Origin of the sequence: Alloprevotella rava (assembly GCF_014195585.1) — a bacterium.
GTDB classification, from domain to species: domain Bacteria; phylum Bacteroidota; class Bacteroidia; order Bacteroidales; family Bacteroidaceae; genus Alloprevotella; species Alloprevotella rava.
On sequence record NZ_JACICA010000006.1, the window covers coordinates 42,292 to 66,708 of the forward strand.

General features: G+C 49.1%; 15 protein-coding genes. 8 read left to right on the forward strand and 7 right to left on the reverse strand.

What is annotated here, in order from left to right:
* Positions 1–466 precede the first annotated feature (466 nt).
* Positions 467–3,838, reverse strand: coding sequence for a sialidase family protein (locus tag FHS60_RS10470; protein WP_338081920.1), 3,372 nt, complete (start codon positions 3,836–3,838; stop codon positions 467–469).
* A gap of 928 nt (positions 3,839–4,766) precedes the next feature.
* Between FHS60_RS10470 and FHS60_RS06315 the strand changes: the two genes are divergently transcribed.
* The 3 genes from FHS60_RS06315 to FHS60_RS06325 all read left to right on the forward strand — a co-directional run bounded on the left by FHS60_RS06315 (position 4,767) and on the right by FHS60_RS06325 (position 8,302).
* Complete coding sequence (locus tag FHS60_RS06315; RefSeq protein WP_183696601.1) at positions 4,767–5,456, forward strand: succinate dehydrogenase/fumarate reductase cytochrome b subunit; 690 nt, start codon at positions 4,767–4,769, stop codon at positions 5,454–5,456.
* A gap of 24 nt (positions 5,457–5,480) precedes the next feature.
* Positions 5,481–7,451, forward strand: a complete 1,971-nt coding sequence (locus FHS60_RS06320; protein WP_183696604.1) for a fumarate reductase/succinate dehydrogenase flavoprotein subunit — start codon at positions 5,481–5,483, stop codon at positions 7,449–7,451.
* A gap of 92 nt (positions 7,452–7,543) precedes the next feature.
* Positions 7,544–8,302: a succinate dehydrogenase/fumarate reductase iron-sulfur subunit gene (locus FHS60_RS06325; RefSeq protein ID WP_009347937.1), complete on the forward strand. Its 759-nt coding sequence runs from the start codon at positions 7,544–7,546 to the stop codon at positions 8,300–8,302.
* Between the two features lie 396 nt (positions 8,303–8,698).
* On the opposite strand, the gene FHS60_RS06330 is transcribed toward FHS60_RS06325, so the two are convergent.
* Both FHS60_RS06330 and upp read right to left on the reverse strand, forming a co-directional pair.
* Positions 8,699–9,511, reverse strand: a complete 813-nt coding sequence (locus FHS60_RS06330) for a BspA family leucine-rich repeat surface protein (protein WP_183696607.1) — start codon at positions 9,509–9,511, stop codon at positions 8,699–8,701.
* Between the two features lie 1,371 nt (positions 9,512–10,882).
* Positions 10,883–11,545, reverse strand: a complete 663-nt coding sequence (upp, locus tag FHS60_RS06335; protein ID WP_009347935.1) for a uracil phosphoribosyltransferase — start codon at positions 11,543–11,545, stop codon at positions 10,883–10,885.
* A gap of 338 nt (positions 11,546–11,883) precedes the next feature.
* Here upp and pckA point away from each other — a divergent pair, with 338 nt between their 5' ends.
* The 3 genes from pckA to FHS60_RS06350 all read left to right on the forward strand — a co-directional run bounded on the left by pckA (position 11,884) and on the right by FHS60_RS06350 (position 17,643).
* On the forward strand, positions 11,884–13,488 hold the full coding sequence (gene pckA, locus FHS60_RS06340; protein ID WP_009347934.1) for a phosphoenolpyruvate carboxykinase (ATP): 1,605 nt from the start codon (positions 11,884–11,886) through the stop codon (positions 13,486–13,488).
* 191 nt (positions 13,489–13,679) lie between these two features.
* Positions 13,680–14,882 (forward strand): nicotinate phosphoribosyltransferase, encoded by a 1,203-nt coding sequence (gene pncB / locus FHS60_RS06345; protein WP_183696610.1) that lies wholly within the window; start codon positions 13,680–13,682, stop codon positions 14,880–14,882.
* Positions 14,883–15,045: 163 nt separating this feature from the next.
* On the forward strand, positions 15,046–17,643 hold the full coding sequence (locus FHS60_RS06350) for a YfhO family protein (protein ID WP_183696613.1): 2,598 nt from the start codon (positions 15,046–15,048) through the stop codon (positions 17,641–17,643).
* A gap of 267 nt (positions 17,644–17,910) precedes the next feature.
* Here the strand turns inward: FHS60_RS06350 and FHS60_RS06355 are convergent, their stop codons facing one another.
* The 3 genes from FHS60_RS06355 to prmC form a co-directional block, all read right to left on the reverse strand.
* The gene (locus FHS60_RS06355; RefSeq protein ID WP_183696616.1) at positions 17,911–18,813 is read right to left on the reverse strand and encodes an Abi family protein; all 903 of its coding nucleotides are present in this window, start codon (positions 18,811–18,813) and stop codon (positions 17,911–17,913) included.
* Positions 18,814–19,192: 379 nt separating this feature from the next.
* A complete protein-coding gene (locus FHS60_RS06360; RefSeq protein ID WP_183696619.1) occupies positions 19,193–19,375 on the reverse strand; it encodes a hypothetical protein in 183 nt (60 codons plus the stop codon).
* 604 nt (positions 19,376–19,979) lie between these two features.
* Positions 19,980–20,822 (reverse strand): peptide chain release factor N(5)-glutamine methyltransferase, encoded by an 843-nt coding sequence (gene prmC, locus FHS60_RS06365; RefSeq protein ID WP_244957452.1) that lies wholly within the window; start codon positions 20,820–20,822, stop codon positions 19,980–19,982.
* A 21-nt stretch (positions 20,823–20,843) separates the two neighbouring features.
* Here prmC and ribD point away from each other — a divergent pair, with 21 nt between their 5' ends.
* The gene (ribD, locus tag FHS60_RS06370; RefSeq protein ID WP_183696625.1) at positions 20,844–21,902 is read left to right on the forward strand and encodes a bifunctional diaminohydroxyphosphoribosylaminopyrimidine deaminase/5-amino-6-(5-phosphoribosylamino)uracil reductase RibD; all 1,059 of its coding nucleotides are present in this window, start codon (positions 20,844–20,846) and stop codon (positions 21,900–21,902) included.
* Positions 21,903–21,921: 19 nt separating this feature from the next.
* Positions 21,922–22,422: a hypothetical protein gene (locus FHS60_RS06375; protein WP_183696628.1), complete on the forward strand. Its 501-nt coding sequence runs from the start codon at positions 21,922–21,924 to the stop codon at positions 22,420–22,422.
* Positions 22,423–22,506: 84 nt separating this feature from the next.
* Here the strand turns inward: FHS60_RS06375 and FHS60_RS06380 are convergent, their stop codons facing one another.
* Entirely contained in the window at positions 22,507–23,973 is a 1,467-nt protein-coding gene (locus FHS60_RS06380) for an SLC13 family permease (protein ID WP_183696631.1), read from the reverse strand.
* Between the last annotated feature and the right edge of the window lie 444 nt (positions 23,974–24,417).

A 24,417-nucleotide genomic window follows, 5' to 3' on the forward strand; every position in this document is an offset into this window, starting at 1 on the left:
TCTCGCCCTTTTTGTGTTTTTCTGCTTCAAAATCCTTGAAAAATATACCTAAAGTATAAAATAAACTTAAATATTTGGATTTTTCTTTGAGAAAGTTTGGAGCATGTCAGGAAATTCGTATCTTTGCAACGTGTTTTTCATAGTATTAGATTTAAGGTTAACAAAGTTGGGATACAGTGGTATCCCTTTTTTTATGCAGATACCTTTGGACAGATAGGTCGGACGCTTCGGAAACTTACTGCAAAGTAAGCACTTTCCACTTCGTCTGATTTTTTCTTTTATGCTGTCTTTTCTCTGCTAAAGGGAAATTTCGGGCAAGTCTGATTTGTCTGACACGTTCGAACTCCTTTTGGCGGAAACAAAAAAGAAGTCGGCCAACGCTCTTATTGCGTTGGCCGACTTTCTTTTTATATCTCAGACTGGGCGAAAGATGTCAATCGCTCCGACCAGTCTGGAAAATGATTTCTTACTTCACCATTACTTTCTTACCGTTCAGAATGTAAAGCCCCTTAGTGGGGTGCTGAACGCGCCGGCCTTGCAGGTCGTAAGCACGGTCCTGTTCGTTGGTTGCTGCCTTGAGTGTTCCGATACCCGTGATGATTTTCGGACTGGGATAGATGCACCAGTACGAACCTTTATCCTTGTCGTTGTAAGGACGCACTTTTCCCGCAGGACTACTATTGAGAACGGAATAGGATGTAGAAGCAGGTTTAGTACAACTGAGAAAACTCCATCCTTCTGTATCAGACCCTACGCCATACGCTACTGATTCATCGGCTTTCACAGCAGGCACAGGGCGCGTACTATACGATGTTTTGCCAATATAAAGACCTGTGTTGACATGATGGATGAGGTAGTTTCCCTTACCATCGGATTCAAAAGTAAAAACCTGTGTGGAATCGTTGTCTACAGTGTTGAGCGTTGCCGCTGTTGCATCTGCTGAAAGAAAATGCGTGGGATACGCCTTATTATAAATCATATACTGCTTACCAGCTTCAATCTGTACGCGTTCGAGTGAGGGCACGGCAGCCATCACTGCCCACATGTTGGCTTCGGTTTTCTGTGCGTTGAACGCCTCGATTAAGGGCTGGAGTGCTGCAACGGACTTGTACATACCTACAGCCTTTCCCGTTTTAACTCCTGCCAAGCGTTGTTGCAGCGCATCGTTCAAATAAGCATCGCGCGGGGAGGTAGAGTCGAGCGTGTACTTTCCGCCCGTGATGGAATCAAGGCTGAAGCTCTTGAAGATAATGTTGTAGCCTTGATTGTAGGCCACATCCTCGAAGAGCACGCCGATGCTGTCGTTCTGCATAAGAATCATTGTAGAGTAGCAGGAAGTGTTCTTCGTGATTTGCAGACCTTTCTTCCAGTTGGCAGCCATCTTTTCTCCACTGTTATAGTCGGAGTAAGCAGCGAGTTCTTTGTAGAAGAAACCCACCTTTTCGCGTGTGCTGCTCAAAGGCACGGTTTGCAGAGCCACATAGAGCTGTTTGCCATCGGCCTTGCGGCGAGCTGGAAGCACGAGTACTTCGCCGTTGCAGGCGTTTACCTGGCTGCCAGTCATGTTGGACGGCATGGTGCTTTTGCCCCACGCGCCTTTTGCTTTGACAGGATCAGAATATGTGAAGATATTGAACTGGCGACCGCCACCCTGGTTGCGGCAGCTTAGAAGTACTGTGCCGTCGGGGAGCTCGTCTACTTTCGACTCATCGGCAGCATCGGAGGGGATGACACCTGCACCGCCGAGCACCTTCCAAGTATGGCCGAAGTCGTCGGAATAGATCACGTAAGTGGCAAACTTATTCACTGTCGTCGTGCGCAAAGGATGAGCAATGTAGAGACGGTAGAAATCGCCCACTTTGATATAGCGGCTTTGCATGATCTTACCACTTGTCAGGAAAATACCGGCCACTTGGGCGTTGCCAGGTAGTTTGCCATCGTAGAGACCATAGATCTGTTCGGTCATATCAGTACCCTGATCCCAAGTGCGTCCGCCGTCCGCACTGCGGAAGAAGGCGCTACGCTGTGGATTACTACGCGTTGAACTGAAATAGCCCACCTTGCCACAAACACATTGCATCAGAACATTGTCGCTCGTACGGTCGGCCACGATGCTTGGGTCGCCAAAGGCTGTGCGCCAAACTTCGCTGGCGTGCTCATTACCGCGTGCCACAACAACTGTATCGCTCCATGTGCGACCATTATCCGTGCTGACTTTCATCACGTTGTCGATTTGATAGAGTCCGTTCTGGTTGTTGTAACCTACGTCCGTTTTGCTGATGCGATAGTCGCAATCGGCCAGAAGTCGGCCGTCGCGCGTCTGTGTCAAAGCTGGGATACGATAGGGAACTTTGCTCGTGGCATTATCAAAGACAGTCACTGTGTGGGCATTATCCACTTCGTCGGCCTGACGAACAAAGACGCGGAAGTTATTTACTTGGCCATTGCCGGCAACGGTGAAAGTTGTTAAATCCTTACCAACGTTGCTCACTTCAAAGTGGCCGTTCGGATTTGAAATTGTGCCGTCGGCAGTTGTGATAGAGGTGAGCGTGGAGGGATAGTCGAAGCTGTAGCCTTCGATGATGTAACCCTTCGTTGGAGTGGAGAGGGTGTAAGTGCCGGATATGGCATCGGTGAGCAGGAAGCTCTTACCATCGGCTGCGGGCTGGAAGCTGGTGTTCATAGTGGACAATCTCAATGCCGCCGGAGCAGTGAGCGTAGAGTTCCATAAAGAAGTTTCCGCCAGCGTATTAGCGGCATTTTTGAACTCGCCATACTGGCTGCCCACTTCGAAGTCGACAGCGGCAGGCGTGAAGACTACGGCCGAGCCGCGATCCTTGCCACCCGTCCAGAAAGCCAATTTGTTGTCGCGGTTGTTAACGCCGTAGTTCGTTCCGTTTTGGCAGAGATAGAAAGCAGCCATACCGGGGAAGTCGCTCGACGTTTCTAATTTCCAAAGGCTCTCGTATGTTGTTGTGTTGAGGCCGTCGAGTGGCAGAACAACGGGATAGGCTGTGCCGCCCGTGGTACCGCTCATTTCGCGCGGAGATACCAGCAGTCTGTCGGCTGCTGCTGCGCGGTTGTGGAGGCGATAACCTGCTGTGTTGTCGCCTACGAGACACCAGAGTGCGTTAGGCGTGGCATTGGTGAAACTGCGCATCAGTGAGAAAGGCTCATTGCTGCCTGTATAAATCAGCGGGAAAGTGCTGGTACTTTGACCTTGCCCGATGGCCACTTTATACCAAACCGTATTGGGAGCAAAGCGACCGTCGACGGTGGTAGTGGGCTGGAGTTGTTCGAGGGCTGAAGCCGTCTTTTTGATGGTTACAATGAAGTTCGTGGGTACAGCGTTGGCTTTTGCAGCGGTGCTGGAAACGGAGAATTTAGTGATGTTCTCCTCCAAACCTGTTACGCTGATAGTGGCCGAAGCTTGATCGGCGGAGCAAGTAACGGCCGCGCCGCCTTTTTCAGGTGTGACGGTCACTGTAGCACGGTTTGTGTTTGTTGAAGCTCCTTCAAAACCTTTGAAGTTGAAGGCATAGCCTGTGATGGCATAACCATCGGGAACACTGAGTGAGAAGGTGCGCACGAAGAGGTGGTAAGTGCCATCTCCGTCCACCCACATGTCGTTGTTCTGGGTTTGCAGTGTGAGTTGCGGGGCTGTTTCCGTGGAACTCCACTTGTACTTGTAGGCACTGGCAGTATTGCCTTGTTTGTTGACAAAACTGCCCGTTGCTGTGGATACAGTACGCATCCATGTTGTTTGCGCTTGCGCGTGAATGGGGCTTGCAAACAAACTGACAAGTCCCATTAGGGCTAAAGTAAACAATTGTTTCATTGGTAGTTTTTTGAATATATAAATTGTGACGTTTGCAAATATAATGGTTTCTTCTTAATTATTCTTGTTGGTTTAGAAGAAAAGGAAAAGGAGGGGGAAATATACCCCTATTGGGGGATATGATTATTGGATGAAAAGATGTGCTTAATGGAATTTTTGAGAAAGAGCTTTTTGCGATAGAGAAGGATTATTCTGTCAATAGAATTCTTATTTTTAGCGTTTCTGGAATTAAATGAAAGTCAGAATGAAATAAGAGCTCGGTTTTGTTTCGCTTCTTGAAGCGAGGGTTTTATAAGGGTGTGCTTCCACGCAATAAGGCTGTCAGCCGGCGCGCTTATTGTGTCAGCTGGTAGCCTTATTGTATCGGCTGACAGCCTTATTCTGTTGACGGCCAGGAACGGAGAAAAACGAGCGCAAAAATGCAACTGTCAGCCCACACAATAAGGAAGCCAGTTGGCAGAGCAAAGAGGCTCATTGCCCAAATAGAGGTTTTTTCAAAAATCCTTATTCGAGTGAACATTTTCTGGTTTCAGTTGCTCAAAAGGTTTTGTTAAGAAAATGGGCGGTTTTGAGGAAAGGATGGCAAGATTCATGTTCCGATGATTCTGACCGACCTGTTCCTCATGAGAGCAGCATCTGTTCTCAATCATTCTCTTTCCTACGCCCCGTTCAACTGGTCCGCTCCGCCCGAGAATAAGAGGTTTAACCTCGACAATAAGCGTCCCTGCTCCTCTTTTTGATACCATTTTCGGCTGCATAATGTTGTGGCTCTTTGTATTAGTTTTATTATTCTTTTCATTTATTGCCAGAATTTACAAAATATCTGTAACTTTGCGGCATATTCAAAAAATCCCCTCATTTATAAGGGGACGGATATGTCAAGATAGCTTAATCATAAAACATTACATAATTTAATTTTCAAAACTCTATGTGGTTAACAACTTCATCCGTAGGACGGAAAGTTATCATGTCGGTAACCGGCATTGCTCTCGTTCTGTTCCTCACTTTCCACGCTTGCATGAACGTTGTGGTGCTTTTCTCTGGAGATGCTTACAACATGATTTGCGAGTTTCTTGGATCTAATTGGTATGCCGTTGCAGGAACGGCTGTTTTGGTGGGCCTCATCGCTCTCCATTTCATCTATGCCGCTATCTTGACGCTGCAGAATCTCAAAGCGCGTGGTAACAGCCGCTATGCAGTGGTGGAAACCCCAGCAAAGGTTGAATGGGCGAGCCAGAACATGTTTGTGCTCGGTCTGATCGTATGCTTGGGCTTGCTCCTCCACTTGTTCAATTTCTGGGCAAACATGATGGGCGCAGAGTTCTACAATGGCGGTATGGCCCTCGTAGGCGAGTTTGAAGCAACAGACGGCGCAGGTTTGATTCAGTTCACCTTCGGCAATCCCGTTTATGCTGTGCTCTATCTCGTATGGCTCGCCGCGCTATGGTTCCACCTCTCTCATGGTTTCTGGAGTGCTATCCAGACTCTCGGCGTGAACAACAAAGTGTGGTTCAACCGCTGGAAGCTCATCGGTAACGTTTATGTAACACTCGTTATGCTGATGTTTGCTGCCGTAGTTGTTTATTTTGCACTGGGCTGCAAACCCATCTGTGGTTAATTCTTATAACAAACGATTACAATTATGTCTGATAAATATATCGTTCCCGTAACGGAGAAGGTAATCGACTCAAAGATTCCCGAAGGTCCCGTTGCTGAAAAGTGGACCAATTTCAAGGCTCATCAGAAGCTCGTTAACCCGAAAAACAAACGTAAGCTCGATGTTATCGTCGTAGGTACGGGCCTGGCAGGTGCCAGTGCCGCTGCATCGCTCGGCGAAATGGGCTTCAAAGTGAAAAACTTCTGCATACAGGATTCTCCCCGCCGTGCACACTCCATCGCAGCACAGGGCGGTATCAATGCAGCAAAGAACTATCAGAACGACGGCGACTCTGTTTACCGCTTGTTCTATGACACTGTGAAAGGTGGCGACTATCGCGCTCGCGAAGCTAATGTTTACCGCCTGGCTGAAGTAAGTGCCAGCATCATCGATCAATGTGTGGCACAGGGTGTGCCTTTCGCTCGCGAATACGGCGGCACGCTGGCTAACCGCTCTTTTGGTGGTGTGCAGGTGAGCCGTACTTTCTACGCCAAAGGTCAAACCGGTCAGCAGCTCCTCTTGGGTGCATACTCTACGCTGATGCGTCAGGTACACGAAGGCACTGTTGAGCTCTACACTCGCTATGAGATGCTCGATGTTGTGATGATTGAAGGCCGCGCTCGCGGTATCATCGCTCGCAACCTCGTTACTGGCGAAATCGAGAGCTTCGCTGCACACTGCGTTATCTTGGCTACCGGTGGTTATGGCAACGCTTACTTCCTTTCTACAAACGCTATGGGTTGCAACTGCTCCGCAGCTATCGCAGCCTACAAGCACGGCGCATATTTTGCCAACCCCGCTTACGTACAGATTCACCCAACGTGTATCCCCGTACACGGCGACAAGCAGAGCAAACTTACGCTCATGTCCGAGTCGCTGCGTAACGACGGCCGCATTTGGGTACCGAAATTCAAGGAAGACGTTGAGAAACTCCGTAGCGGAGAACTCAAAGGCCGCGACATCCCTGAGGACCGCCGCGACTACTACCTAGAGCGCCGTTATCCGGCTTTCGGTAACCTCGTTCCCCGCGACGTGGCTTCGCGTGCAGCTAAAGAACGCTGCGATGCAGGCTTCGGCGTGAACGGTACAGGCCTCGCCGTATTCCTCGACTTCCAGCAAGCTATCGAAGACTTCGGTCGCGACGCCATCGAAGCACGCTACGGCAACCTCTTTGATATGTACGAAGAAATCACCGATGAGAACCCCTACGAGAATCCAATGATGATCTACCCCGCTATCCACTACACAATGGGTGGTCTGTGGGTTGACTACGAGCTTCAGACAAACATCCCCGGTCTCTTCGCAGCTGGCGAATGTAACTTCTCTGACCACGGTGCTAACCGCCTCGGTGCATCTGCCCTCATGCAGGGTCTGGCCGATGGTTACTTCGTTCTGCCCTACACCATACAGCACTATCTCAGCGACCAAATCACTGTGGGCCGCTTCACAGGTGAAGAACCCGAATTTGCACAGGCTCAAGCCAAAGTTCAAGCCCGCGTTGACCGTATTCTCAATATCAACGGTAAGCGTTCTGTGGACAGCATCCACAAAGAGCTCGGACATATCATGTGGGAATACGTGGGTATGGCTCGTACGAAAGAAGGTCTGCAAACGGCTCTCGATAAGATGGCTGAACTCAAGAAGGAATTCGAGAACAATGTCTTTGTTCCGCACATTGACGGCGTAAACATCGAGCTCGAAAAGGCTCTCCGCCTCGAGGACTTCTTCACTATGGGTCAGCTCGTTGCTATGGACGCTCTGAACCGCGAGGAATCTTGCGGTGGTCACTTCCGCGAGGAACACCAGACCGAAGAGGGCGAAGCTAAACGCGACGACCAGGGCTGCTTCTACGTGAGCTGCTGGGAATACCAAGGCGAGGACGCACTCCCCGTTAAGTATAAAGAGCCGCTCAAATACGAGGCTATTGAAGTTAAGACGAGAAACTATAAAGTCTAATTGATCAGTGACACGACGAGCTATGCTTGCACAAACGACTCTGTAGCTACACTCGTTACGATTCACTCATCACTTAAAAAAGAAATTTCATTATGGCAAAGAATATATCTTTTAAACTAAGATACTGGAAGCAGAATGGTCCTAAGGATGCCGGCCACTTCGACGAGCGCGAAATGAAGGATATCCCCGATGATACCAGCTTCCTCGAAATGCTCGATATTCTCAACGAGCAGCTTGTTGCAGAAGGTCAAGAACCTTTCGTTTTCGACCACGACTGCCGCGAAGGTATTTGCGGTATGTGTTCACTTTATGTTAACGGTACGCCTCATGGCAAAACAGAGCGCGGAGCTACCACTTGTCAGCTCTATATGCGTCGCTTCAAGGATGGCGAAACCATCACCGTTGAGCCTTGGCGCTCTGCTGCTTTCCCTGTTATCAAGGACTGCATGGTAGATCGCTCTGCTTTCGATAAGATTCAGGCCGCAGGTGGTTATATCAGCGTGCGTACTGGTGCTCCTCAGGACGCCAACGCCATCTTGATCGACAAGGACTCAGCCGACGAAGCAATGGACTGCGCTACTTGTATCGGTTGCGGAGCTTGTGTTGCTGCCTGCAAGAATGGTTCTGCAATGCTCTTCGTTAGCTCTAAGCTCAGCCAGTTTGCGCTGCTGCCCCAAGGCCGCGTAGAAGCTGCTAAGCGCGCAAAGGCGATGGTTAGCAAGATGGACGAACTCGGTTTCGGTAACTGCACCAACACGCGTGCTTGTGAAGCCGTTTGTCCGAAGAATGAGACTGTGCTCAACATCGCACGCCTCAACCGTGAGTTTATCAAAGCTAAGCTCGCCGACTAATCCGATGTGATTCCGCCCACACCTCACCACGCAGTGAGGCCGCGAGCTGTACTCCACAATATCTGGCTGCCACTCATAATTATATATGAGTGGCAGCCTTTTTTATGGATAAACGCACAATAAAAAGCATCTGCTATGTCCGTTTCTGAGGGCATGGCGGATGGCAGTTCCCATACTAAAAGAAAATCCCCACAAACTTACTCGCGGAGAGCAGTTTGTGGGGAAAGTTCTATTGTAGGGAGATCACTATTTGCGCAGAACCTTCTGCGTAGTTCCTTTGTTCATACGGATGATGTTCAGCCCGCGCTACAAATTTGTTGAGGCTATGTTATGGGGAAGAATAAACAGCCGTGGTACTTGTATCGCTGTTGGCAGTTGCTGGCAACTTCCACTTTGTTATTTCTTCGTGAAATATCCTATATTAGGATTCGCCATTGAAACATCCTCCTTGTTCGCATTGTATTTCACTGCACCCTTGAGACTTGTACAATTATAGAACAGTTCATCAGATAGTGCGCAAGTCCAAGTATTATTGCAATAAATAGTTTGTAGAGAGGTGTTATCAGCAAACATTCCACTCATGTCTTGCACCTTCTTTATATTGAAGTTGGAAAGATTGAGAGAAGTTAAGCTCGAGCAGCTTTCAAACATATATTTCATGTTTTGCACCTTCTCCGTATTGAAGTTGGAGAGATTGAGAGAAGTTAAACTCGAGCAGCCATAAAACATTCCTTTCATACTTACTACCTTCTTCGTATTGAAGTTAGAGAGATTGAGTTGCGAGAGTTTTTTACAACCGATGAACATACCAGACATTATAGTTACTTCAGATGTATTGAGATTTTCTAAACCCTTTATTTCTTCCAGATTCGTGAAGTCGAAGAACCAGTTCTCAGTGGTTTTCGGGAGAAAGTTCTTGAAAGAAAGATCAAAGACAGCAGTAGTAACGTCTGATTCAGATGTATTCTGTGTTACAGCCCAAGCAGGAAGAATAATATCACCATCCTGCTTCATCTCGTCAATTCCCCACACAGTTCCCGTGCGCGAGGATTTCTTAGCATCATAGTAGAATGTCAGCGTTTTCTTGTCGCTGCTTTTCACAACGTAGGCTTCTTTCCTCTGCGCTTGAGCGGACTGCGGGAGGAGTAACAAAGCTATGAATCCTGCAAGAAACACAGCACAGAAATTCTTGAGTAATTTTTTGCTCATAATTTTTTTTCTTCCCCTTTTTGTCTCCTCGTTTTTCTGCTTTTTAGGAGTGCCGTGTCGGGAAGTCGGGCAGGTAAATAGAATCTGTTAAAGAATATCTTGCTCGCTTGTCGATTCTTTAGAAAGTAAAGCTGCAAGTATTAAGAGTTATACGTCTGCGAATATAAGGAAACTTTTTAAAAATACAAAAAATACATATTTTTCTTTCTTTAAGTCAGTTGGAGGGACGAGCAGCAGTGGGTGCTGTGCGACGCTTCCTGCGTCGGAGGTTTGTGTCGTTGCCCATCCACGGGTTCACCCTTCGGGCGTCACCCGCGGTTACGCATGGTGTGTCCCCACCGGGGACAGTGGATGAGCTCAAGGGAAGTCCTTCTCGTAAAAAGTCTGTGCACTATCGGTGGGCAACTCCACACACTGCTCCGTCAGTACTAAGCCTGCAGCAAAATAGAGTAACTCACACCTCCGACAGGGATAGTGAGGATGCGCGAGGAAGTCCTCTGCCCCTGCATATCGTGACAGTCTGTAATGATACCACCGCCTCACACACATTGTAAAAAGTCTATGCACTGTCTGTGACCAACTCCACCTATAGCTCTGTCAATACTCCATCACTGCTCCGCCTCCACAGCCATAGTCATAGCAGCACAGAGTAACTGACGCCTCCGGCGGAGGCGCACCATGCTTAACCGCGGGTGATGCCCGAACGATAGTGAGGGTGAACCCGTGGACAGATGACAGCACTAACTTCCGACACCGGCAGTGTCGCACTGAAAGCGTTGAGGGAGTATTCTCCCTCTCTCCTCCTATAGAAAATACTCGATTTTTGTTGTCACGTTGTCACGCAGGAAGGGAAGATACTGATAGATAGGGACTTATACGCGTGACAACAAATTCTCTTTGTTGTCACACCGTTGTCACGCGCGTAAAGTATACGTTATCAAATAGTTACACTTAAAGTGTGACAACGTGACGACGTGACAACGAAAAAATGAAATCTTGGGAGGGGGAGAGTGGGTGCTGTGCGACGCTTCCTGCGTCGGAGGTTTGTGCATCACTTTCCCACGGGTTCGCCCTTTGGGCATCACCCGCGGTTAAGCATGGTGTGTCCCCGCCGGGGACAGTGGATGAACACGCTACATCGCAGCGAGAGTGGACACAATAAGCGCGTGAGCTGACGCAATAAGGCTACGGGCGGATAGGCTTATTGGATCTCCGAATACAATAAGGACGTGAACGGAAACAATAAGGCTGCTGGTGATGAAAGGTATAACCACTCTTTCGTTCTTGCTCAGAAGTTTTTCAAAAAAGAAAAGCAGTTCGGTTCGGGAGATGAACAGAACTGCTTGATGTGGGGTTGCCGCGAAGGGCGAATTACTTGGAACTGAGCTTCGGACCGAAACTGAGATCGCCTGCATCGCCGAGACCGGGAACGATATAGGCGTCGTCGTTGAGTCCGGGGTCGATGGCGGCTGTCCAGAGTGTGACATCATCGGAGGGGAAGCACTTCTGGAGGTGTGCGATGCCCTCTTCGGCAGCAATGACTACGCAGATGTGGAGCTTCTTGGGTGTGCCGTTGTTGAGGAAAGCTTTGTAGGCGAGTTCGAGACTTCCGCCGGTGGCCAACATGGGGTCGACCATGAGGAAGGTGGAACCGTCGAGCTGTGGTGCGGCGAGGTATTCGAGACGAATCTTGAGATTCTCCTTTTTGCCCTCTTCGCGATAGGCAGCAACAAAAGCGGAGTCGGCTTGGTCGAAGACATCGATGAAGCCTTCGTGGAAAGCTAAGCCTGCGCGGAGCACAGTGCCGACAACGATGTGATCGTCATAGGTTTCCATCTCTTTCACGCCGAGAGGCGTTTGGATTGTCTTCGGAGAAAAGTTCAGTGTTCGACTCACTTCATAAGCCATAGCGTGGCCTATGCGTTCCAAATTATTACGGAAAAGCGTGCGATTGCCCTGCACGGTGACATCGCGCAACTGGGCCATGTAGCAATTTATCACGGAGCTTGTTGCTCCCAGATTGATAACCTTCATGCGGTGTTAGAAATTATTCAAATTGAGCAAAAGTACTTATTTCTCCTCAAAAGACAAAAAAAACGGGAATTTTATGTAGAAATGTGGGGAAAAGGAGTTATGAGGGAGAGGGGCGGAAAGGTGTTGGCGAGGATTGCAACATAAAGCTATCAAAGGGGCAGGGAAATGGGGCATTATGGGTAAATGTTGTTAAATGAAAAGGATGCGCATTCATTAAACACATTAAAACTTTTGTTTCATTAAAAAAATAAGTATTTTTGCGCAGTGAAGAACTAGGTTTAGTTCGATCGTAAAAAGGAAAAAAAGAATATTCATAATTTAATAATTCATATTGTAACATGGCAACATTAGATTTGACCAAGTACGGTATTACCGGTACAACGGAAATCGTTCACAACCCTTCTTACGAACAGTTGTTTGAAGAAGAAACGAAAGAAGGCCTCCAGGGCTTCGAAGTGGGTCATCAGACAGAGCTCGGTGCTGTAAACGTAATGACTGGCGTTTATACTGGCCGCTCTCCTAAGGATAAGTTCATCGTTGACGATGCAACTTCTCATGACACTGTATGGTGGAACACTCCGGAGTATCCCAACGACAACCACAAGGCCAGTGAGGAAACTTGGGCTGTTGTTAAGAAACTTGCTCAGAAGGAACTTTCTAACAAAAAGCTTTACGTTATTGACGGTTTCTGCGGTGCTAACGCTGCTACCCGCATTGCTGTGCGCTTCATCGTTGAAGTGGCTTGGCAGGCACACTTCGTTAAGAATATGTTCATCCGTCCGACAGAGGAAGAACTGAAGAACTTCGAACCGGGCTTCGTTGTATACAACGCTTCTAAAGCTAAGGTTGAGAACTACAAAGAACTCGGTCTTCACTCCGAAACAGCTGTTGTCTTCAACGTAACGTCTAAGGAACAAGTCATCATTAACACTTGGTACGGTGGCGAAATGAAGAAAGGTATGTTCTCCATGATGAACTACTTCAACCCGCTTCGTGGCATCGCTTCTATGCACTGCTCTGCTAACACAAGCATGGACGAGAAGGAAACAGCCATCTTCTTCGGTCTCTCTGGTACGGGTAAGACTACGCTCTCTACCGATCCGAAGCGTAAGCTCATCGGTGATGACGAGCACGGTTGGGATGACGAAGGCGTGTTCAACTACGAAGGTGGTTGCTACGCTAAGGTTATCAACCTCGACAAAGAAAGCGAACCAGATATCTACGGTGCTATCAAGCGCAATGCTCTCCTCGAGAACGTAACAGTGGATGCTAACGGCAAGATTGATTTTGCTGATAAGACAACTACTGAGAACACTCGCGTAAGCTATCCTATCGACCACATCACTAACATCGTTAAGCCTATCAGCAAGGGTCCTCATGCAAAGCAGGTTATCTTCCTCTCTGCTGACGCCTTCGGTGTGCTTCCTCCCGTTTCTATCCTTGACAACAAGCAGGCTCAGTACTACTTCCTCTCTGGCTTCACAGCTAAGTTGGCAGGTACTGAACGCGGTATCACTGAACCTACTCCTACATTCTCTGCTTGCTTCGGCCAGGCGTTCCTTGAGCTCCACCCCACGAAGTATGCTGAAGAGCTTGTTAAGAAGATGGAGCGCGTAGGCGCTAAGGCTTACCTCGTTAACACTGGTTGGAACGGTACTGGCAAGCGTATCTCTATCCGCGACACTCGTGGTATCATCGACGCTATCCTGAACCACTCTATCGAGACTGCTCCAACGAAGACGATTCCTTACTTCAACTTCGTTGTTCCAACAGAGCTCGCAGGTGTTGATACTAACATCCTCGATCCTCGCAACACTTATGCTGACGCAGCTCAGTGGGACGAAAAGGCTAAAGACCTCGCTGCTCGCTTCATCAAGAACTTCAAGAAGTTCGAAGGTGAGGAAGCTGGTAAGGCTCTCGTAGCTGCTGGTCCTCAGCTCTAATGGTTTTCTGAACCACACAACAACTAAATACTGACGGCGACCTGTTTCTCCTTTCGAGAAACAGGTCGCTTCTTTTTACAACTTTTGCCACCTGAGTCAGCGTTTGAGCAAATAAATATGCACATGAGCGGCAAAGCACGGAATTTTCCTTAACTTTGCCCACATAGACAATTACAAAAACAGATCTCGCTATGAGACAAATTATCAAACACTTTACCGATGACGACCTCTACAAACTCACGATGTGCTGCGCCGTTATCGACAACTTCCCGCGTGCTCAGGTGAAGTACTCCTTTGTTGACCGCAACGACACTGTCTATCCAGCAGGTTTTGCCGACTTGCTCCTCGAACAGGTGGCGATGCTGGAAAATGTTGTATTTACTGACGAGGAGGAGAGCTTCATGCGCCGCCGCTGTTGCTATATCCCCGATTGGTTTTTCAAATACTTACGCGGTTTCCGCTATCGCCGCGAATGGGTGAAGGCGTGGCAGGACGAAGAGGGACATCTCCACGTGGACTTCGAGGGCGACTGGTCCGACACAATTCTCCTTGAGGTGAAGATACTTGCTATCATCTCCGAACTCTACTACATCGTAACAGGTAGCGACAACTGCTTCGACTACAAAGACTACTACCAACGCAGTTATACCAAAGCCGAACGCCTGCTGGGAGCGGGCTGCGTTTATAGCGATTTTGGAACGCGCCGCCGCGCCTCTCTCCAGGCACAGGATGTGGCTGTGGAGGCGATGAAAGATTGCTATGCTTCCCAAGAGTGGACGGGGCGTTTTGTCGGGACGAGCAATGTGTATCTGGCTATGAAGCACGACTTAATGCCCATTGGAACAATGGCGCATGAGTTTATTTGCGCTATCGGCGGTATGTACGGCCCACAAATGGCCAACCACATGGCGATGGAAGCTTGGCGCAACACCTTCCGCGGAGCGTTGGGAACATATCTCTACGACTCCTTCGGGTGGAACATCTTTAGCCTTAACTTCTCCGAAGATTTCGCCAACCTCTTCAAAGGTTTACGCATCGACAGCGGCGACAACCGTGAACAGCTCCAGCTGATTGTCAATAAATACAAGAGCCTCAACATCGACCCGCGCAGTAAGCAGGTCATCTTCAGCAATGCGCTCGACACCGATCGCGCTATCGAAATCCAGCAATACGCCAAAGAGCTCTGCATTCCGAGCTTCGGTATCGGTACGCATTTCACCAACGACTTCGAGGATATCGACTACCTAAACATCGTTATCAAACTGGTGGCGGTGAAAATCACTGAGTCGTGGCCGTTCTACAACGATACGTGTAAAATTTCGGAAGACAAAGGGAAGCACACCGGTAAGCCCGAAGTGGTCAAACGATTCATGGAGATGCTCCACATTATCTAAGTACACAGTCCACACCGCAATCAGCATTCATCAATAAAAAGACAGCTGAAAGAGAATAGCTCCTCCTTCGGCATATACCCACCCTTTTACCTTTTAGATTCTCGCATAAAACAACCGAGTCGTACAAGGTCGACTATTATCGTTACTAATCTCTCATTCACGAATGAATACACTCAAAAAAAGACTTCTTAGTGCAGCTCCCGACGCAGCCGCCATCGTTTTGTTCCTACTCATCTCTCTGGCGTATTTCTTCACGCCGCTGAGCGAGGGACTCGTCCTTGGCGGCCACGATGTGCAGGCATCCGTAGGTCAAGGACGCGAAAACGTGGAATATACGCAGCGCACGGGCGAAACCACGCGCTGGGTCAACAACGTATTTAGCGGCATGCCTACTTACCAGATAGCACCGTCCTACAAGTCTTCGTCCACACTGGGCTTCTTCCAAAAGATTTACGCCGTAGGGACGAGCGGCCCACTCTGCTATCTGTTCCTCTTCCTCTTAGGCTTCTACATCCTGCTTCGGGCGTTCAACTTCAAGCCCTATCTTGCAGCATTGGGCGCGATACTCTGGGCGTTCAGTAGCTACTTCCTCATCATCATGGCAGCAGGCCACATCTGGAAAGTGATGACGCTAACGTTCATCCCGCCCACCATTGCCGGTCTCGTGCTTTGCTATCGCGGCCGCCATATCTGGGGCGGAGCTGTCACAGCTCTCTTCACCGCCTTCCAGATTCAGGCTAACCACGTGCAGATGTCCTACTACTTCGTGTTCCTTATGCTCTTCATTGTCGTGGCTTACGGCATCGACGCACTGCGCAAAAAAGAAGCGAAAAAATGGCTCAAAGCTACAGGTGTAATCCTGCTGGCGGGAATTCTCGGCATAGCAGCCAACTTGCCCAATCTCTACCACACTTGGCAGTATTCTAAGGCGTCTATCCGCGGTGCGGCGGAACTCAGCCCATTGCCGCAAGAAAAATCACAGAGCACCAATGGCGGTCTCGATCGCGACTATATCACGCAATGGAGCTATGGCGTTGACGAAACGCTCACACTGCTCATCCCCGACTTCAAAGGTGGTGGCTCATCCTCCATTCTTGATCGCCCCGATGCTACCGACCTCGAAGGCTACGATCAGTTCTATCAGTGCGCAGGGGCAACACAGCAGGCGCTCCAGCAGAGCAATCAGCAAGTAACTCCGCCAGGACTCATCCAATACTGGGGCGAACAACCCATGACAGTTGGTCCCGTCTATGTGGGCGCACTCGTTTGTTTCCTCTTCATCCTGGGCCTCTTCTTCGTCAAAGGTCCTATGAAGTGGGCGCTCCTCGGGGGTACGATGCTCTCCTTCCTCTTTGCGTGGGGTCATAACAGCCCTGCGTTCACGAATTTCTGCATCGACCACCTGCCCATGTACAACAAATTCCGCACGCCTTCCAGTGCGCTCGTTGTGGCAGAGTTCACGATGCCGCTTCTGGCTATCATAGCATTGGCGCGCATCCTCCGCGAACCTCGCGCTCTTTGGGCAAATCGAAGAGGAAAAGTCGGACTCATCGTCAGTTCTCTCCTAACGGCGGGTCTCTGCCTCATGCTGACTTTCTTCCCCAGCTTAGTGGGCAACTGCATAAGTAGTCAGGATCAGCAGGTACTCGACTACCTCACCAAAGCTGGCGGACCGGAGTTCACCACGGCCTACTCTGGTGCTATCACCTCCATGCACCACGCCATCCTCAGTGCGTCTGCACTGCGCTCTTTCTTCGTCATTCTCCTGGGCGGTTTGGCTATCGGCCTCTACTATCTGCTCAATAAGAATCGCGAGAAAGCACAAGGCGGATGGTGGCTCGTCCTCGTTTTGGGCGTCATCAGTCTCGTTGATCTTTGGGGCGTTGACAAACGCTATCTCAATAACGAGAGTTTCACCGATCCTGTACAACTCCAAAACCTCACGCCGACAGCTGCCGATCGCGTTGTATTGCAAGATAAGGCAGACGGCCGCGTTCTCGATATTTCACGAGGCAATCCTTTCAATGAAACGAGCAACCACAGCGGTTATTTCCACCAGAGTATCGGTGGTTACAACGCAGTGAAACTTCGTCGCTATCAGGACCTCATTGATCGCCAGCTCCACAACGAGATGAATCGTTATCTCGCTGCAATCTCGGAAGCGGAAGGTGATATGACGAAAGTGCCTGGCGACAGTCTCGCGCCCGTTCTCAATATGCTCAACACGCGCTACCTCATCTTCGGTGCCAACGCCAACCAAGCCGTTCGCAACACCTACGCCAACGGCAACGGATGGTTCGTCCGCACGCTCCGCTTCGTCAAAGGTGCCGATGCTGAAATGGCGGGTCTCACAGGGCTTGATACAAAGCACGCTGCAGTGGCCGATGAGCAGTTCCGCGCCGTCCTCGACGGCTCTCCGCTCGACAGTGGTAGCATACAGCTCACTAGTCGCCAGCCCAACGAACTCCACTATCAGGTGGCAACTCCGAAGGGCGGTGTAGCAGTTCTGAGCGAGATCTACTACCCCGGATGGGAAGCCACCATCGATGGGAAACCCGCAGAGATTGGCCGCGTCAACTATGTGCTCCGCGCCCTCAAGATTCCCGCAGGCAAACATGAGTTAGTACTCACCTATCGCCCCGCGAGTGTTTCCACCACTGAGACGGTAGCTTTCGTCTCCATCGCTCTCATCCTCGTGGGCTTCATCGCTGCTTTCGTAATCGCTCTTCGCAAACCTCGCAAAGAAGAAGAACCAGCATAACCATCGCTGACATATAAAAACATTAAATCCTCGGACAGCTCCCACTGAGCCTCCGAGGATTTTTCTTTATTAGAGCTTTTAGGACAGATAAACACAATGTAAATGTACACACAGAATAATAAAAATCCCTAATTTTCAGGAAAATCAAAAAAGGAAGGGACTGTACAGACAATGTGTACAGCCCCATTTACTACTTTTTAGAGTGCTAATAAAGCGACAAAGTCTTTATCGGCACTTTCTTGCGCAAAGATAGTGTTTACTTTTAGCTCATGCAAATATTTCGCAAATATTTTTTATTCCTGTTGCCTTTGCTATTGTCTTTTGAACTCTCTCACAATTCTTGTTCTTATTGAAAAGCTTTATCAACTCTTCTTTCAAATCTGCTTGCCTATTCCTTGAAACAATGCCAATCATATAATAGATTACTTTTATCGCACCATGAAGATTCTGATAATCTGCTTCTGCCATTCTTCCAGCAGGACCACGTCGTATAGATTTCGGCAATGCTATATCATATAAGACATTGCCATGAGCACAGTGATTTCTTATGATACTAATCAAACTTAGATAGCTTTCAAAGACTTTCAGCTGACATACATTGAAATGCTCACTTATATTTCTACGAATTTGTTGATCGTTAATTGCTTTAAAAAGATGTATAATCCCTCCTAAAGTCATAAACTCCAAAGTTTTCCACGCTGGAGCATACTTATCGTCTTCATGTGTTTTATGATGCTGCTTTATGGCTGGTGTCTGCCTGAATCTACTTGTATAAACTTCCCTTTCAAAACTGTCCACATATGTTTGAGAAACAATGGCAGGATCTACGAACCAAGTTGGAGAGCCTTTATAACTATTTGAAACATGGTAAGTAATAAAAGTTCTAAGATGAATCTCAATGCGGTTAAGATACTTTGTAAGAATACTTCTAAGAGTGAAATCAAAGTAGTATAATTTTACGATGTCATCAAAATTCGTACCCTCACGGAATTTATGTATTCTCCGAGTCTTACATGGATATGAAATTTCAAAAGGAAACCAATAAAAGCCCAAACGATAATAGCCTACATCGAGTAATACTTCCTTTGCTTTATCTTCATTGTTTATTAACATGCCCCTTTCTTTCAGAAGGCATATTTGTTGGTCGATATCTATTGCTTCTTTTCCCATCAAATATATTTTTCTTTATCTAAAGCTTTGATATTCCCCTATAGCGACTATATATATAGATAAGCAGTTAGAAATGGGAAACTTTCAGCCTATCCTTTATAGGGAAGCAAAATTTCTAAATTTCAATTCGATCTCAAAATCCTGATAAAAACTCCACAAAAATAATTATTTTTTCTAAAATAAATGCGTTTATACAAATGTTCATTAAATAAAAACACGACTCACACTAAAACTGAAAAGTGAAAAACACTGTGTCCCCACCTCCACAAACAATTACATACCATATTAATGCAGGGTGGCTACTATGAAAACCATATCTCGTTTCTAACTAAAACCCTAATAGCAGAAACTACCTATAAAATGCTATCTACTATCCCACTCAGCCCCAGCAATATATAACACCGACATCGCCTCCGGCGGAGGCGCACCATGCGTAACCGCGGGTGATGCCCGAAGGGCGAACCCGTGGATAGATAGCAGCACTACTTTCCGACACCGGCGGTGTCGCACTGAAAGCGTTGAGGGAGTATTCTCCCTCTCTCCTCCTATAGAAAAAACTCATTTTTTGTTGTCACGTTGTCACGGAGGAGGGGAAGATGCTGATAGATAGGAGCTTATACGCGTGACAACAACTTTTTTTGTTGTCACACCGTTGTCACGCGTCGTCACGCCTGCAATAAATACATTATCAAGCGGTTATGCTCAAAGTGTGACAACGTGACAACGTGACAGCAGAAAAATAAAATCCTGGGAGGAGGAGAGTGGGTGCTGTGCGACGCTTCCTGCGTCGGAGGTTTGTGCATCACTTCTCCACTTCTCCACGGGTTCGCCCTCGCTCTGCTCAGGTATCACCCGCGGTTAAGCATGGTGTGTCCCCGCCGGGGACAGTGGGTGAACACGTTGTGTCGCTGGGGAGAACTGGCACAAGAAAGATGCGAGCAGATAGCCGTATTGCTTTCTCAAACGCAATAAGGGAGTGAGCTGACACAATAAGGATGCTGGCGGATAGGCTTATTATATTCCCAAACGCAATAAGGAGATTTACGATCATCGCTATTGCGTTTGTGCGCCTCTACTTGCAAATGATTCAAAGAAGCATTAGAAGCCTCACCGAATAGTGCAGAGGCTCAGGCTTGTCGGACAAGAAGATTTGGCAGTTTAGCTTTTTAGCGAACAGCCTTTATCATTCGGTCTTTCCCATAAATGTCGCGGCGCAGCTCCACGTTGGAGTAGCCGTTAGATTGGAACATTTCCACGGTTTCTTGCCCGTAGGCTTGATTGATTTCTACCAACACTGCTGCGGCTTTGAGTTGCTGACCGAGGCGCGCCAAAGCCCGATAGAAAAGAAGAGGATCGGTATCGGGAACAAAGAGAGCTGAGGCGGGTTCATAGTCCAAAACGTGGGTTTCCATCTCCGCGCGCTCGCGCTCACAAATATAAGGGGGATTGGAAACAATATAGAGAGCATCCCTCGAGGGCGCGCTCGCCGCGCTCTCATTCACCACTTCCAACACATCCGTTCGGCAAAAATCCACTACAACGCCATTGGCTTGCGCATTCTGCTGCGCCACGGCCAAAGCCCCTTCCGAAATGTCCCACGCCATGACCTGCGCACGTGGAAACTGCTTGGCCAGAGAGATGGCAATACAACCCGTACCGGTTCCCACATCGAGAACGGAGCAAGGAGCATCGGAGGGCAAGAGAGATGCCACCCACCCCACCAGCTCTTCCGTTTCTGGCCGAGGAATCAAGGTGTCGGGCGTCACACGAAAGGTGAGATCGCAAAATTGTGCTGTACCGATGGCGTATTGCACAGGTTCACCCTGCTCTAAGCGGCGGAGGATTTTTTCCAGCCTTATTGTATCTTCTTCGGAAAATACCGTATCTTTGCCCAGATAGATGTCGGTGCGCGACAGGCCAAAGGCATCTTCCAACACAACAAACGCCAGGGCGCGGGCTTCCCGTTCTTCCACTTTCGGGACGAGCGTATCAACAATTTGGCGAAACATAGATTTCATAAGGCAAAGGTAATGAATAAATCAAAAAATACAACGGACACTTTCTATATGCGCCGCTGCATCCAACTGGCTCGGCAGGGCGAAAACGGAGCAGCTCCCAATCCGATGGTGGGCGCTGTGATTGTTGGCGAGGGACGTATCATTGGCGAGGGGTATCATGCTCATTGCGGACAGGCACATGCTGAGGTGAATGCTATCAACAGCGTGCGCCCCGAAGACCGCCCGCTCTTGCAGGAGGCCACAATCTATGTGAGTCTCGAACCTTGCTCTCATTTCGGCCGAACGCCGCCTTGTGCCAAACTCATTATCGATTGCCACATACCGCGCGTGGTTGTGGGCTGCGAAGATCCTTTTGCTAAGGTTCATGGGCGCGGCATACAGATGCTGCGGGATGCGGGCGTAGAGGTGGTTGTCGGCGTGTTGGAAGAAGAATGCCGCGCGCTGAATAGGAAGTTTTTCACGTTCCATACTCACCGCCGTCCTTACATCACACTGAAATGGGCGCGCAGCAAAGATGGTTTTCTGGACAGTTGGAGAGAGCCGCTCCTCGATACGGATGCTACCGATTCCCTCCCCTCCCAACCAGCAGGGGAATACACTGAAGAAGCAACGCCTCAAGCGGCGCAGCAACCCGCTCTACTCTCCACACCGCTCACACAGATGGCGGTGCACCATCAGCGGGCGCAGCATCAGGCCATCCTTGTGGGACACAGCACACTGCGCCTCGACCGCCCGAGCCTGACGGTGAGAGCCTGGGACGGAGCCGACCCGCTACCCGTTGTCTTGGGGCGCGTGGCCGAGGGAGAACTCCCACGCGGTTGGCAGTGCTTTGCGGATATCGAAACCATGCTCGATTCGCTCTTCCGGCAGAACGTGCAGAGCCTCCTCGTTGAGGGCGGCGCGCAAACCTTGCAGTCGTTCATCGATGCGGGCCTTTGGGACGAAGCGTGGGAGGAACTGTCGGCCACTATGCTGCAAAGCGGTGTGCCTGCCCCGCGTATGCCCTACGGCGTAGAACTGGAAATTGTCCAGAAATTCGGCGTACCGTTCAGTCATTGGACAAATAGTTAACAACATCTTTTATATCATCATGAAAAAAGTTCTCTTACCCATTTGCCTTGCCCTTCTGACCTGGACTGGCAGCGGCTCTGTCCTTGAAGCGCAGGCACAGAGTGGTCCTCACAAAGTGGTGGTTGCTAAGAAAAAGGCGACCAACAAAGCAAACACCAACGAAGTGCGACAGTTCTATAAGAACTTCCTCAAATCCTATATCTTGGGAGGTAAGGACGTGCACAGCAATCCGAAATTCAGAGCGTACCTCTCCGAAGAGCTGATACAGAAGCTCCACGAAAGATTTGTGAGCGAATACGATGACGAGGACGGAATGGGCCTTGCCGTATGGCTCTTCCGTGGCGGCGGGCAGGATCCCGACGATGCCGAGATGCTGCGCACGCTTTCCGTGCAACCAGCGAAGGACAACTGGTATGTGGTCAAAATGACTTCAAGAGGGAAACGCGACACCCTACGCGTGAGAATCGTGAAGAAGAACAAACGCTTCCTCATCACGGATGTGGAAAACCCCGATTGGTGAGACGCTCCACAACGGCCTAAACATAAGAAAGTCCTCGGTATTTGCAGATACCGGGGACTCTTTTTTTCTATCTGGCAAGAGCCACTAAGCAATCAGGTGCATAGAACCTACGAAATAGAGCACCAAGTAGCCGATCAGCATGGAGACAATACCCAGCGTCAGACCTATCTTCAGCATGTCGTTCTGCTTCACGAGGCCCGTACTGTATGCAATGGCGTTCGGCGGAGTACTGATGGGGAGACACATAGCACTTGAAGCAGCGATGGCGATACCAATGAGAATCGTTGCCGTGCCGCCGATAGAGCCGAGCGCACCGCCCATACCCTTGCATACAACGGCCAGAATCGGAACGAGCAGGGCTGCCGTAGCCGTATTGCTAATGAAGTTGGAGAGGAAGAAGCAGATAAGGCCTGAAATGAGCAAAATAGCCACAGGACTCCAAGAGCCAAATGGGATACTGTCGATGGCGTTCTCTGCCAGGCCTGAACCGTTCATGCCGAGACCTAAGGCGAAACCGCCCGCCACCATCCAAATGACACTCCAGTTTATCTCCTGCAAATCTTTCGCCGTGATAACGCCCGTCACCGCAAAGACGCCCATGGGCACCATTGCCACAGTGTTAGCGTCGATACCCGTGATTTCCTTCGGGATTACCCAAAGCAGGATGGTAACGATGAAAGTAGCGCATACCACCCACATACGCCAACCGCGGTGTACTTCGCCGGTGATGTGGAGGTCGATAGTTTTTTTCGTGAAAGGGAAAAAGCGCAGAATCACCCTCCAACTGATGACGAGCAGCAGAATAACGAGTGGCAACATAAACATCATCCACGTGCCAAAGCCGATGTCCATGTTCAGCCCCTCCGGACTGTTGAGATACTTTAAGGCAATCATGTTGGGAGGCGTGCCGATGGGCGTTCCCATACCGCCGAGGTTAGCTGCAACGGGGATGCTCAATGTCAGCGCAATGCGACCCTTTCCGTTAGCTGGCAGAGCGGCAAACACAGGGGTGAGGAACGTGAGCATCATGGCTGCCGTGGCTGTGTTACTAACGAACATGGAAAACACGCCCGTAATGAGCAAAAAGCCCAACAGCACATTCTCGCTCTTACGCCCAAAGGGTTTGATCATGGAGCGAGCCAGCAACACGTCGAGTCCCGACTTAGATGCCGCTATGGCAAGGATGAAACCGCCCAAGAAGAGCATGATGACGGGGTCGGCAAAGGAAGCCATGACCTCCTTCGACTTGAGCAACTCGCCCACGCCTTCGCCCTTGAAAGGAAGGAGCGCGTTGTTGGTCACAGTAAGACACATCGTGGTGATGATACCGAGCGATGTTGCCCAGGAGGGGATACACTCGGTGAGCCAAGAGAGCGTGGCAAACACGAAGATGGCAATGATGCGCTGTTGCACAACTGTCAGTCCGTTGATACCGAAAAAGTCGATAGGAAGATTCCAAACAATGGTGGTCACAAGGATGATACCGACGAACTCCCAAAGCTTCTTGGGGGAGAACGCCGCACTTAGGCCGGGGGTTTTCTCTTCTGCCATAGTATTACGTTTTTAGAATTAGTTTGCGAAATATTAGACAAGCCAAAAGTAAAGACTATTCCATAAATTGCAAAGTGAAAATAACAAAAAGATATATACTGCCGTAAAAACACACAGGAGAAGCCGCTCCCCTTTCCGACTTTTAGAACAATTCTGCGGAAGACTCTCCACTCTCCAAAAGAGAAAATCGAGCCTCGTACAGACTTGATTTCCAACACAATAAGAAGGGCTAAAAATATCCTTATTGTGTCAGCTGGCTTCCTTATTGTATCAACTGACGCAATAAGGCTGTCGGCTGACATCCTTATTGTATTTTTCAGCTTCTCCTTTGTAGAAATCGATAGGTGAAAAAGGAGAAGAGAAAAAGACCCATCTTGCCAAACAACGGCAGGGAGAAAGCCGCCAGGCGAAAAGTTCTGCCGAAGACTCCAAATGCTTGATTCT